The organism is Rivularia sp. PCC 7116, assembly GCF_000316665.1.
In the GTDB taxonomy this organism is placed as follows: Bacteria; Cyanobacteriota; Cyanobacteriia; order Cyanobacteriales; family Nostocaceae; genus Rivularia.
In genome coordinates this window covers 3,012,100-3,024,439 of sequence record NC_019678.1, presented here as the reverse complement: position 1 = coordinate 3,024,439, position 12,340 = coordinate 3,012,100, and the positions used below count along the sequence as shown (strand labels likewise).

General features: G+C 39.0%; 11 protein-coding genes. 4 read left to right on the top strand and 7 right to left on the bottom strand.

The window, feature by feature from the left end; all coding sequences use genetic code 11:
• The first annotated feature begins 80 nt into the window (after positions 1-80).
• Positions 81-695, top strand: coding sequence for a type I restriction-modification system subunit M N-terminal domain-containing protein (locus tag RIV7116_RS11820; protein WP_015118531.1), 615 nt, complete (start codon positions 81-83; stop codon positions 693-695).
• Complete coding sequence (locus tag RIV7116_RS11815) at positions 682-1,566, top strand: restriction endonuclease subunit S (protein WP_015118530.1); 885 nt, start codon at positions 682-684, stop codon at positions 1,564-1,566. Before RIV7116_RS11820 ends, RIV7116_RS11815 begins: the two co-directional genes overlap by 14 nt.
• A gap of 30 nt (positions 1,567-1,596) precedes the next feature.
• Here the strand turns inward: RIV7116_RS11815 and RIV7116_RS33815 are convergent, their stop codons facing one another.
• Both RIV7116_RS33815 and RIV7116_RS11805 read right to left on the bottom strand, forming a co-directional pair.
• On the bottom strand, positions 1,597-2,808 hold the full coding sequence (locus RIV7116_RS33815; protein WP_015118529.1) for a DUF6575 domain-containing protein: 1,212 nt from the start codon (positions 2,806-2,808) through the stop codon (positions 1,597-1,599).
• A 9-nt stretch (positions 2,809-2,817) separates the two neighbouring features.
• Positions 2,818-3,231 carry a hypothetical protein gene (locus RIV7116_RS11805; RefSeq protein WP_015118528.1) on the bottom strand — a complete coding sequence of 138 codons (414 nt, stop codon included), beginning with the start codon at positions 3,229-3,231 and terminating at the stop codon, positions 2,818-2,820.
• 539 nt (positions 3,232-3,770) lie between these two features.
• On the opposite strand from RIV7116_RS11805, the gene hsdR reads away from it, so the two are divergent.
• The gene (gene hsdR, locus RIV7116_RS11800; protein WP_015118527.1) at positions 3,771-6,455 is read left to right on the top strand and encodes an EcoAI/FtnUII family type I restriction enzme subunit R; all 2,685 of its coding nucleotides are present in this window, start codon (positions 3,771-3,773) and stop codon (positions 6,453-6,455) included.
• A 1,054-nt stretch (positions 6,456-7,509) separates the two neighbouring features.
• Here hsdR and cas5 read toward each other — a convergent pair.
• The 5 genes from cas5 to RIV7116_RS37360 are packed head-to-tail and all read right to left on the bottom strand — an operon-like array spanning position 7,510 to position 11,475.
• Positions 7,510-8,148: a type I-MYXAN CRISPR-associated protein Cas5/Cmx5/DevS gene (cas5, locus tag RIV7116_RS11795; protein WP_015118526.1), complete on the bottom strand. Its 639-nt coding sequence runs from the start codon at positions 8,146-8,148 to the stop codon at positions 7,510-7,512.
• Between the two features lie 5 nt (positions 8,149-8,153).
• Positions 8,154-9,113, bottom strand: coding sequence for a hypothetical protein (locus RIV7116_RS11790; RefSeq protein WP_015118525.1), 960 nt, complete (start codon positions 9,111-9,113; stop codon positions 8,154-8,156).
• Positions 9,091-10,668: a type I-MYXAN CRISPR-associated Cas8a1/Cmx1 gene (cas8a1, locus tag RIV7116_RS11785; protein WP_015118524.1), complete on the bottom strand. Its 1,578-nt coding sequence runs from the start codon at positions 10,666-10,668 to the stop codon at positions 9,091-9,093. Before cas8a1 ends, RIV7116_RS11790 begins: the two co-directional genes overlap by 23 nt.
• Positions 10,665-11,366, bottom strand: a complete 702-nt coding sequence (gene cas6, locus RIV7116_RS11780) for a type I-MYXAN CRISPR-associated protein Cas6/Cmx6 (protein WP_015118523.1) — start codon at positions 11,364-11,366, stop codon at positions 10,665-10,667. Before cas6 ends, cas8a1 begins: the two co-directional genes overlap by 4 nt.
• Entirely contained in the window at positions 11,344-11,475 is a 132-nt protein-coding gene (locus RIV7116_RS37360) for a hypothetical protein (RefSeq protein ID WP_256380836.1), read from the bottom strand. The genes cas6 and RIV7116_RS37360 overlap by 23 nt, the downstream gene beginning before the upstream one ends.
• A 276-nt stretch (positions 11,476-11,751) precedes the next feature.
• On the opposite strand from RIV7116_RS37360, the gene RIV7116_RS11775 reads away from it, so the two are divergent.
• Positions 11,752-12,318: a Uma2 family endonuclease gene (locus tag RIV7116_RS11775; protein WP_015118522.1), complete on the top strand. Its 567-nt coding sequence runs from the start codon at positions 11,752-11,754 to the stop codon at positions 12,316-12,318.
• Positions 12,319-12,340: the final 22 nt, after the last annotated feature.

The window sequence follows — 12,340 nt, the reverse complement described above, 5'->3', positions numbered from 1 at the left end:
TATCGCTACTTTGCTCTGGTGATTCCTGTGAAGCATGGTGCTTTTGGCGAGAAACGTTAATTACTAAGAAAACAAGCTAAATGTTCGAGCAAACTTTTAAAAATATTGATGATGTTCTCAGGAAGGAGGCTGGTTGTACTACAGAGTTAGATTATACAGAGCAAACTTCTTGGCTGCTGTTTTTGAAGTATTTGGATGATTTGGAGCAAGAAAGGGCGTTAGAGGCAGAACTTGTTGGTAAGCCATCCGAATTTATTATTGATGAGGCGCATCGTTGGTCATCTTGGGCAGCACCGAAAAAAGCGGATGGAAAGTTGGATCACGATCATGCGCTGATTGGCGATGACCTAATTGATTATGTAAATGGTAAGTTATTCCCATATTTACAAGGTTTCAAGCAACGGGCTACTAGTCCAGACACAATAGAATATAAGATTGGGGAAATTTTTAGCGAAATCAAGAACAAGTTCCAAAGTGGTTACAGCTTGCGGGATGCACTGGAATATATTGATGAGCTACGGTTTAAATCGCAACAGGAGAAACACGAGCTATCCCATCTCTACGAAGACAAAATCAAAAAGATGGGTAATGCGGGGCGCAATGGTGGAGAATATTACACGCCGCGTGCGTTGATTCGCGCAATGATTCAGGTGGTGAAGCCGCAGATAGGCGATCGCATTAATGAAGCAGGCTGAACGCTCCTTAATTCCCTCAATGTCAGTTAAACATCTAGCAGAAATCACAATTCCAGTCCCACCACTCCCAGAACAAAAGCGAATTGTGACAATTTTGGATGAGGCGTTTGAGGGGATTGATAGAGCGATCGCCAACACCGAAAAAAATCTCGCCAATTCCCGCGAATTATTTAAAAGCTACCTCCAATCCGTCTTGACCGAGCGCGGTAAGGGATGGGTGGAAACAACGTTAGGGAAGGTGTGTCAGTTCGAGAATGGTGATCGTGGAAAGAATTATCCCAATAGAGAGGAATATGTTAAATCAGGAATACCGTGGATAAATACAGGACACATTCAGCCCGATGGAACTCTTTCTCATAGCGAAATGAATTTTATCACAAGGGAGAAATACGAATCTCTTCGGAGCGGGAAAATTCGACCAGGAGATTTGGTCTATTGTTTACGGGGCGCAACCATTGGAAAAACTGCATTAGTCTCCCCTTTCACCGTAGGAGCAGTGGCATCCTCCTTGGTCATAATTAGACCTAGCGACTTATTGGACAGTTACTTTCTTTACTACTTTCTTACCAGTTCAGTTGGTCAGAGACAAATTAAACTATACGATAACGGCGCGGCTCAGCCAAACCTTGGAGCAAAGAACGTAGCCAAATACATTATTCTCCTCCCAAAGCTTGCCGAGCAAAAAGTCATCGTCCAAAAGCTCGCGTCCCTTGCAGCCGAAACCCAACGCCTTGAAACCACCTACCGCCAAAAACTCGCCGCACTCAACGAACTCAAACAATCCATCCTACAAAAAGCATTTACTGGCGAACTCACCGGAGATACCGCTAAAAAAGTAAGGAAAACCGCTAAGGGGGAAATTGCAGCATGAAAGATTATTTAACGCAATAAAGAAACCATCTCAAGCTGATATATTTTCTGATTCTGCTTCTAACTTTAAACTTAATAATTCATATTCGTGTTTTTCCTTATTCAAAACAGTAGATACAATTACATACTCTTGAATAGTGGCTACATAAACTACCTTTCTACTAATAGTTTCTACATCTTTCATAGCCGAGTCTGCTATGAAACATTTGTATTTTTTCTTAGAGCCAATTTCTTGTAAAGTTATTGTTTTACTACTGTAATTAATCTGAGTCAATTTTACATTTACACAAATTTCTGTTTCTGTTCTTAACTTAGTATTTTTGATAACATCAATAACTTTAAATACAGTTTCTTGTTCTATTTCTCCCATTTGTACCTTTTGACCAGGAGAAGCCCAATCTATACGTAATTTAGTTATTCCAATTCTAGTTAAAGCTGTTAAAAACTCAGTATATTTAAAAGCTGTTTTCTTTTTTAATACATTTAATTTAGCTGGTAATTCCTCCTTGTTCGCTCCGAGATTTATTAACTGTATAAATTCTTTCAAGCATTGCCCTAAGAAAGACTCTTCTAAACCTAAACTATCTTCTTCATATACAGTTCCTTCCAGACGCATTCCAAATGAGCCACTAAACACACCAGACATCACTACTTGAGTCTTTTGCTTTACTTCTGGCGGTATTATGTGGCTTTCTGACTTTCCTAGCTTGATTTGACCAATAGCATCAATTGTTTCCTGTAAAGAAGATAAAATTAACCCCAAATCACCCACAGGTGCTTCTGTAATTTCTTGCTCTGGAAACTGTAAAACAAAATCAATTATTTCTCTTCTTTTTTCGGTAGAAACTGTTTCAATGTTAGTATCAGCGCTATTATTTTTCGATTGAATTACTTGCCCTAATTCCGGCAAATACTCATCAGGTATTTTATCGCAATTAACACTTTTAATAATAACATTCATCCCCTCTTCATAAGGAATTTCTACCTGATATACAAAAGCATCTTCTGTATCAATAAATATATTTCTAAGTTCAACTCTGCCCTGAACTACGTTTTGAAATCGAGATGAAGAAATAGGAGCATATAGCCATATTTCTGCAAGATCAGAATCATCTACATAAATAACGATAAAAATTAAACCAGATTTATTTTTACAGGAAAACAACACTGGCTTATCATAAAAGTCGTAGACTTCTATGATTTCAAGCTGTCCTAGTATTGTTCCTTCCGGCAAAAAACTCATGATTATAACTTATATTTTATTAGAATCTTCTTTGTTTACATCAATTATCTCAAACACCTTACAAGGTTCAGTATTTTCTGGTATCCACCAAGTATGATGAGATTTTTCATTTCTTGAGGGAGTATGTTTTATTCTTCCCAGTTCCTCGCTCAAACCACCCTTTGCTATTTTCATCTTTTTAAAGCGTGGAATTCTACGAGATAAATTTTTTGCATCATCTAATGATGAATGAATTGATACACCACAGGCTTGACACTCGGATAGACTCGCAGGACATTCCTTATTTCGATTTTCTTGTCGCCAAGATAAGAAATCTTGTGGTTGGGGTGTTTTATGAGCCTTGCTAATAAACCTGTAAAACTCTCCCGATGCAATATCAGATTGCGATGGAGGACAGTCATCGGGGAAGTGTTTTGAATACATTAGCCTTTAATTTTTGAAGTTAAAAAGAATTTTAATTTTATATTTTACAGATTATTTACTAGACTACTAGCACTAATTTACTATAAGTGGTAGACAAAATCTGTTAAGTTTCTGAGCTTTAACATTCGGCTGAAAGCATAACGCATAGCATCTTCTCACATTAAAGGTTAGGAATTATTTTTAACGCAAATCGATATCACCCCATTCCACAACTTGAAACCTTTACTAAACCGATAATAAAGTGCTTAAAAGCAAACCGATATCAGTGCCACTCAAAACCTGAAACCCTTTGAGAACAACAAAAAAAGTGCTTAAAAGCAAATCGATATCAGCCCATTCCACAACCTGAAACCTTTGCAAAACCGATAAAAAAGTGTTTTAACGCAAATCGTGTAAGCGAAATAAGAACTAAACATACATTGGCTCCATATTGCCAAGTAAATTACCGTATTAACACTTAAGATAATGTGACAAGTTAAACTAAAATAAGCGATTGCGATCGCCTATTGCCGTCTACCATATTTCCAAGAAGAGCTATCATGAACGAAGCTGAAACCCGTGCCGAACTAATTGACCCCGCACTTAAAACCGCTGGCTGGGGCATCATCGAAGGCAGTCGCATCCGCCGGGAAGTTATCGCCCTTGGTCGCTTAATTGGCAATGGTAAACGTGCAAATCCGGAATATGCAGATTATGTGCTGGTTTATCATGGTGAAAAACTTGCCGTCATCGAAGCTAAAAAACGCGATTTACCAGATACCGAAGGTTTAGGACAAGCCAAAAAATACGCCGAAAAATTGCAAACCCGATTCGCTTACTCTACAAACGGCATCGGAATCTACCAAGTAGATATGCACGCAGGGACAGAAGGCTACATCAACCAATATCCCACCCCAGAACAACTTTGGTCAGCCACCTTTAGCGAAGATAACCAGTGGCGCGATTTGTTTGCTGCTATTCCTTTTGAAGATAAAAGCGGTACATGGGAAGCCCGTTATTATCAACATAATGCGATTAAGCACGTTCTAGAAGCCATCATTAGTGGGAAAGAACGGATTCTGTTAACAATGGCAACTGGTACAGGTAAAACCTTCGTCGCTTTTCAACTCGCTTGGAAACTCTTTCAAAGCCGTTGGAATCTCAGCCGAAAACCCACCCGTCGTCCGCGAATTTTATTTTTAGCAGACCGCAATATTTTAGCTAACCAAGCTTATAACTCTTTCTCAGCCTTCCCCGACGATGCTCTCGTTCGCATCGACCCCGAAGCTATCAAAAAACGGGGTCGAGTTCCCAAAAATGGCAGTATCTTTTTTACTATTTTCCAAACTTTTATGACTGGAAAGGATGAAGAAGGTAATCCCACACCCAACTTCAGCGACTATCCCCCCGACTTCTTTGACTTCATCATCATTGATGAATGTCACCGAGGTGGAGCCAGTGACGAAAGCACCTGGCGCGGTATTTTGGAATACTTTTCTCCCGCAGTACAATTGGGACTCACCGCAACACCCAAACGTGCTAATAACGCCGATACCTACGCTTACTTTGGCGAGCCAGTTTACACTTACGCCCTCAAAGAAGGCATAAACGACGGATATCTTACTCCCTTTAAAGTAAGGCAAATTGAAACGAACTTAGATGAATATATTTATAATTCCGACGATGAATTAATCGAAGGTACAGTAGACGAAGCCAGAACCTACACTGAAGACGACTTCAACCGCATCATCGAAATTACGGAGCGCGAACGCTACCGGGTGCAACTATTCATGTCAGAAATTGACCAGAATCAAAAAACTCTGGTATTTTGCGCTAACCAACCCCACGCTCTAGCTGTGCGAGATTTAATCAACCAAATGAAGATTAGCAGTAACCCTAATTACTGTGTCCGCGTCACCGCCGATGATGGGAAACTGGGCGAACAGCACCTCAGCACCTTTCAAGATAATGAGAAAAATATCCCCACCATTCTCACCACTTCTAAAAAACTCTCCACTGGGGTTGATGCTCGTAACGTTCGTAACATCGTTTTGATGCGTCCCATTAAATCGATGATTGAATTTAAACAAATTATAGGTCGTGGTACGCGACTATTTGAAGGCAAAGACTACTTTACTATCTACGATTTCGTTAAAGGTTACGAACATTTTAACGATCCAGAATGGGATGGCGAACCCCAAGAACCTGTAGTAATAAAAAAACCTGAAGGTGAAGATAAAACCAAAGTTTTCATACATGATACCAACAAAGATAACGAGAAAACTCCTGAAGAACGCCGCCCTAAAAAAATCAAGATAAAACTCGCTGATGGTAAAGAACGTACCTTCGAGCATCGGGTGTCCACCACCTTTTGGAGTCCAGAAGGTAAACCCATGAGTGCCACAGAATTTGTGGAACGTCTTTTTGGTGAAATTCCTGAACTATTTAAAGATGAAGACGAGTTACGATTAATATGGAGTCGTCCTGACACCCGCAAAGCCCTATTAGAAGGAATGGCAGAGAAAGGCTATGGAGAAGAACAACTCACAGAAATTAGCCGTCTAATTGATGCCCGGAAAAGCGATTTATATGATGTGCTGGCTTATGTAGCCTATGCTTCCCCACCCATAAATCGCCAAGAGCGGGTTCTCGCTCACAAGTCGTTAATCTTCTCGCGGTATACAGGCAAACAGCAAGAATTTCTTGATTTTGTATTGGAACAATACGTTCAAGCAGGGGTAGGAGAACTTGATCGCGCTAAATTACCTCAACTGTTGGAACTAAAATATCATGCTGTTCGTGATGCTGTTGAAGAACTAGGAAGCGTTGCGAATATCAGTGAAGTGTTTACAAGTTTTCAGCGGTATTTATATTTAGTACCCTTTGGCATTGTCCAAGCAAATTTCTCTTACCAAAGACTGCTCAGTGTGAGAAAAAGACTTGGTGCTGTATATCAAGGATTTGCGGCATTACTACGTCGCGAAGGTGCAGTTGATTGGATTACAGGTGAAGAAATCAACGATGTTGTTTATTTTGAGGAGCAAATCGACTCGCATCATATCTTCCCTATTGCTTGGTGTCGCAAACAAGGCATTGACCCCAAAATTTATAACTGCCTTGTTAATCGTACTCCCCTAAGCGCTAAGACCAACAAAAAAATCGGTAGCAAGGCTCCTTCGCTTTACCTCAAGGAGTTTGAACGACAAGGAATAAAAGCAACACGAATAGAAGAAATATTGCGTTAGCGAAGCTCCTCCGAAGGAGGCTCGCACTGTATCGAATTTAATATTTTGCAATCCGATAATTTTGAAGCATTTTTCCAAGCTAGAGCAGAAGTGCTTATGAAATTAATTGGGAAAGCAATGGGTAAAATTTGAGCTTTGATTATAAGCTAAGATACTGATGTTTTTTTCATCAGTAAATTAATAAATACGGACAAAGCTTTTAGCTCGCCTTCAAGATTTGATTTTGAGCAACGCCTAACGGCATAAAGCCAAGATTCACATGTGATTCGAGTCCGAGAAGTCTACAACACCCGAGTGAGCAACGCCTAATGTCACTGGAAGGATAACTTGGCAGCAAAGGACAACTTATGCTTCCAATCGACTATCGGACAAATTATGCTTCTGTCTCCAAAACTCAATCTGGGCAAGGATGTATAAAGTAGTACTAGTGTAATCTAAACGTTTTTATAGGGTTTAAAGGATGCTTCCGTTTTAGGACTCACGCATAGGTTTATGCTTCCAATTTGCTCAAGCGGACAAGTTATGCTTCCATTGCGCCGGACTTCTTGACAATCAATTAACGCAACAATAAGGGTTTCAGCCCCTAAGTTACTCGCTTATGCTTCCAGCCTTTGACAACTTTTGGGTATAGTGACACCTAACGGCATAAAGCCAAGATTCACTAAATAAAAGAGGTACCTATGTTGTCAAAGCTGTTCAGTGAGCAACGCCTAACGGCATAAAGCCAAGATTCACCTCGACAAATGGCAGATACGATGTAAACTTCTAGGTGGTGAGCAACGCCTAACGGCATAAAGCCAAGATTCACAGCACAGGTTAAAACTCTTTAGCGATGAAGGCTCACTCACAATTTTACAAGTACCCCTCAGCAGGAAATGCCAAAAAAACAAAACTTATTAATTTCTTATATTCAATCAACCTTTAAAACTCAATCCCCTTAACTCTTTCAAGGATTTGCAAGCACCTTTTCCAGTTATAAATCGCTATATCCCATACTGTGCAAATCTTTCCGCTATTCTTTGACCTCAATCCCCTTACCCAGTACAGATACTTGTCAAATCGGAGATTGAATCATTGTCCACGCCAAATTAGGGGGTGACAATCTATCCATTTCCTCAATCCGATACCTCAGAAATCGCGTATTTCTTGACCCCACATGGTCAACCCAATAAGGTAAGGTCAACCCACCTCGATTATCCCTAATTACCCAATGTCTCACCTCCCCTAGATAATCTTCCGAGACAAGTTTGATTTTTTTTATCAACTGGTCGCTTTCTCCCAAAAATAAACAACCAAACCGTCTTACTAGCTCAGGATGTTCAAAAGCCAACTTTATCCTATCCCTCAAGCTTGGTTGTATCTTCTCCCCGTCAGAACGAACCCAAATCAAACACTTCAAATTAGACAAAACTTCTTGATAACCGGGAATCACGTTCTCCGGATGGCTAAAATCAGCATTCTTAAACCGTCTCATTTTACGCAAAATTCGCGACTTCTTGGGGCTAGATAACATCGCGATCGCCAATTCTACCCCACAGTGGCGATAGACATCCGTTTCCCCTACCAAAGACAACAACATTCCATATACTGTCGCTGGAGGAGGAACAGGATAGGTTTTTCCCATTTCCCTTGCATGGGACTCCCGAAAAGTCGCAAATGGAACATCCAAATAGAGAATTAATGGTGCAACCATTTTGATTATTCTAAGCCCAAGTCTCTTTTGATAACCGTTTTCAAAGCTTCAATCAGTTCGTTTCTATTCCGATTAATATTCACCTTATTAAAAGGGGAATTATCAAAATTATCTAATTGCTGTAAATCCTTAACAATTGTTCCCCCAATCCACAATTGCCCAGGGTCAATTTGTCCGCATTCAACTTCATCTATAAACTCTTTTGTCAGTTTTACTTCCTTACTCTTAGGTTCGCAATATTCAAAGCAATAGGAAACATATGAAGCAAAATTATTTGTCCATTGAAATACTAAACTATCGGGAAAGAAAGGATAATTAAAAACATTACTACTACCTCCTACCTTGGGCAGATTCATAATCCCATCTATAAGAGGTAAGATTCGCGAAAAATCTTTGAGATGAGTAACATTGATTGCAAAATAATATTGATATCTAGTTGCATGATATTCGGTGAAATGAAGCGATGTACTATCCTTTTTTTTGCCACTTTTTGCACCTAATTTAACTGCACCGTCATAAGGCGTAAGCGAAACAGCCATATTCATTCCTAAAGCACCCAATCGCTGATTAGGAGTGCTGAGTTTTGTTTTTTTCTTTTTCCTCTTGGTTGTTGAAGTCTCCTCCTCTGTTTTCGCAGACTCTAGTAAAGCAAACCCAAAAATATCATCATCATAAAACTGTTCTGGATCGAAATCTTCACTTGTTAACCGATTAATATGTTCATCTTCGTCCCAAACTCTATTAACTAAATAACCTTGCTTTTGAAGATAAAAACGTAACGCCCAACGAATTGCACTTGAACCAACAAAAGAATGAATTTTACCATTCCAATAGCCTTTTTGCAGAATAGTCTTATTACCTCGACTAATGTCATGATTTAAGGACGCTAACCCATAACGAGTGAGGACTGTTCCGTAGAGGTAATAATTGGGTATATTGTTATCATTCTTCTTCTGACTCATCATTCATTTCTTCTAGTTGTTGATTGTTTGTTAATGAATGATCATCACTATTGGTAGGTTTATCCTTGGGCTTATAACTGGCGATCGCTAACAATGCCCAAATTCTTAATTCTTGCCAAGATGATTTTTTAATTAATAGTGCAATCTCTTCTTGATGATGATTAAAATATTTATTTAACCCCCCTCTTACTAAAAAGTCAGACAAATATTCCTTAAACGACAACTCATCATAACAACAGTTTAGCTCTGCCCTTAATCGCTCAACTTTCTTCTTAATTGGAGGATTTTTTCCTTCCTCAGTTTTGGCATACAGTTTAGCAAAGTTGCCCTTCATTGCTTGCTGAAATACCTTAATAAAAATAAGATACTGCTTATCTTCTTCACTATTCTCTGCCATTATTACGAGTCCTTCTCGATTGAAAAATAACTGGTTAAATAAATATTCTTTTGAATCCTCTATCACCAATTTTTCCCAAAATTTAGACCACCAATGGTTTCCTTTCACTAAATTATCAGCAATCAGAGAGCGAATTGGATTCACTTTAACAAAAACTTGCTTAGGTTTAATTTTCTGATAATTTGTTTTAAAGTACTTTTGAACCTGTTGATAAGTCGTTAAAGTATTCTTATAAATTTTAATTTCTTCTATCCCCATCAATGTTCTTTGACGGGAAGATTTATTCATTTTTTCATATAACCAAACTTGACAAGCTTGATAGTAGTCCGCCTCAGTGTGAATATCGTCTAAGCTGTAATAAATTAATCCTGCTTCACCAAGGTTACTAACATGAAACTGTTTAGTTTCTAATTGCTGTAACCGCCATCTTCTTTGAGAAGCATCTTCAAAATCTTTGATTTCTGGAATCACCACTAGGTAGCGATGGGGTTTCTTTTCCTTCAAATCTTCTGATGGAATATGAAATAAGCAATAATGACAAATAACTGGTACAAATAATAATGCGAAAGCGTATTCAAGTTTTTCTTCCAGTTTTGTAATATTCTGCGTCTTCGCGTGACGAACAATTCCCCCTAAATACAACCAACTGGTTATTTGAATATAATCACGTCTCAGTTGTTGGGTATCTATATTGCATAACTTTTCTGCAAAGGTTTGATGTGCATACCAAGTTAGGGATTGGTATTGATACTCGACTTTTTTATCTTTAACTGTTAATTCAGTGTCAACTAATTCTCCCGCTTTATAAAACTTATTATGACGCAGGAAAACAGCACGCATTCCCTCATGAATATGAATTTTCTGGATTAAATCTATTGCATCATTTTCTAGTCCTGCCAAATGAATTAAACCTGTATCATCTAGTTTAAAAGACTCCTTAATTAACCAAGATAAGGCAACTAAATCACTTCCTTCCCAAGATAATTCAATAGTATCAGCAGTTAAATTCCATGATATATATCCTCCGCGCTGATGAGATGAGGGATATTGCTTTTCTAACCGCTTTAAAGTCATGTAAAGTCCCGTCATTCCAGCGCGGTGAATGATTGTCGTATCCGCAGCATCGAGAGATAGGGAAATTTTGGGCTGGGTAGCAATCATGTAATGGTTTCCTTTTCTTCCTTGTTGCGAGTCGCTGGGACAAATATTCCGCACATCATCTTTCGTTTTCCCCCAATACCATGTTCTTGCAGGGTTAAGGAATCTTCAGGGTTAAGTTCGCTTACTTTTACGCCAAATCCTCTAACTTTAAACTGTTTCCCTTCCTTACTGATGGTTAATTGCCTTCTTTGAGGTGTTCCATCTTGTCGGGTAAGAAGTTCAATTTTTCCTTGTATTTCTAAATTATCTAGTTGCCGTTGCACAGCTTCAATAAAGTTACTAGGATCTTGAAACCCTTTGATTACCACCAATCGTGAATAAACGCTTTCTGAGGAAATTAACGGTTTGTAATCGGGAATATCTAGTTGATAAGAATTTTTACCTATGTGAAAAGCTTGACCTGCTAAATAGGGATATAATAAAGGGATTTGTTGGTGATGAATCCGGATTTTTAAACGAGATTGAGCCGCGATCTCAAGCAAATTGTTCCTAGTTGGTATTCCAGCAATCGGATGGATTCCAATAGACTTCAGTTCGTGAAGACTAGGACAAATCCTTGACAAAGCACTATAGATAACATAGCCATTATCAAGAGGAATAGGTGCGCCTCTTAACTTAAAAGTTAAGTCTACATATTCCTCACTTGGAATTAATAGGGCTGCCATAGATGAAAATTTATCTCCGACACCAGCCAGCATAAACCGCTTCTGCTCTTTCCTGCTTTGTATATTCGATTGAACTCACGGCAGACTTATCATTCCATTTTGAACTAGCGGCAAAATTATGGTTCCAAGATGCCAATTTCATCAAAAATTGGCTGACGTAAGAATGAGGGTTATGGTGTTGTTGGCGGCAAAGTTATGGTTCCAGTAGCGGCAAAGTTATGGGTAAAGTCACATTTACCCATAACCCATAACTTTGCCGCAACGGCAAGCTTATGCTTTTATCTCGTTACAAGGCTCTGCCTTGTAATGCATTTAAGAAGGCTCTGCCTTCCACTTATACTGGAGGCAGAGCCTCCGGTTATGGGTTCCCAGCCAGAGGCTAGGAACCAGTAAACAACCCAAAATCCCTGCACAAAAAATGACTGTACAATTGCTCAGAAGGAAATTTACTGTCGAACAATTCCACAAAATGGCAGCAGTAGGCATTCTGAATGAAGATGACAGGGTGGAATTGATTCGGGGAGAAATAATTGAAATGGCTGCTATAGGAACCAAACATGCTTGTTGTGTAAGACGTTTAGATAAAGTTTTGCATCGGAAATTGGGCGATGAAGTAATTATCAGCGTTCAAAATCCCATAGGATTAGATGATAGTTCACAACCACAACCAGACGTGGCTTTACTAAAACCTCGTGAGGATGATTACTTATCAGCACATCCGCAGCCAAAAGATGTTTTTCTGGTTATAGAAGTTGCTGATACTACTATTAAATATGACCGGGAAGTAAAAACACCTCTTTATGCTGAAGAAAGTGTAGTAGAAGTTTGGTTGGTTGATATTAATTCCGAATGTGTAGAAGTGTATCGAGAACCCGCAACGGATGGTTATCAGAAAGTAGATAAACTTGTCAGGGGTGAGAGTTTAGTTATTCAAGCTTTTGATGATGTGAATATTAACGTGAATGAGATTTTGGGGAATAATTAAAAAGAATTAGCAATGACCGCAA

Excerpts from the sequence above, each read along its gene's own strand:
- RIV7116_RS11805 (WP_015118528.1), bottom strand. The coding sequence starts at position 3,231 with ATGTATTCAAAACACTTCCCCGATGACTGTCCTCCATCGCAATCTGAT.
- RIV7116_RS11815 (WP_015118530.1), top strand. The coding sequence starts at position 682 with ATGAAGCAGGCTGAACGCTCCTTAATTCCCTCAATGTCAGTTAAACAT.
- cas8a1 (WP_015118524.1), bottom strand. The coding sequence starts at position 10,668 with ATGATTGCTACCCAGCCCAAAATTTCCCTATCTCTCGATGCTGCGGAT.
- hsdR (WP_015118527.1), top strand. The coding sequence starts at position 3,771 with ATGAACGAAGCTGAAACCCGTGCCGAACTAATTGACCCCGCACTTAAA.
- cas5 (WP_015118526.1), bottom strand. The coding sequence starts at position 8,148 with ATGGTTGCACCATTAATTCTCTATTTGGATGTTCCATTTGCGACTTTT.
- RIV7116_RS11775 (WP_015118522.1), top strand. The coding sequence starts at position 11,752 with ATGACTGTACAATTGCTCAGAAGGAAATTTACTGTCGAACAATTCCAC.
- RIV7116_RS11820 (WP_015118531.1), top strand. The coding sequence starts at position 81 with ATGTTCGAGCAAACTTTTAAAAATATTGATGATGTTCTCAGGAAGGAG.
- RIV7116_RS11790 (WP_015118525.1), bottom strand. The coding sequence starts at position 9,113 with ATGATGAGTCAGAAGAAGAATGATAACAATATACCCAATTATTACCTC.
- RIV7116_RS37360 (WP_256380836.1), bottom strand. The coding sequence starts at position 11,475 with ATGAAATTGGCATCTTGGAACCATAATTTTGCCGCTAGTTCAAAATGG.
- RIV7116_RS33815 (WP_015118529.1), bottom strand. The coding sequence starts at position 2,808 with ATGAGTTTTTTGCCGGAAGGAACAATACTAGGACAGCTTGAAATCATA.
- cas6 (WP_015118523.1), bottom strand. The coding sequence starts at position 11,366 with ATGCTGGCTGGTGTCGGAGATAAATTTTCATCTATGGCAGCCCTATTA.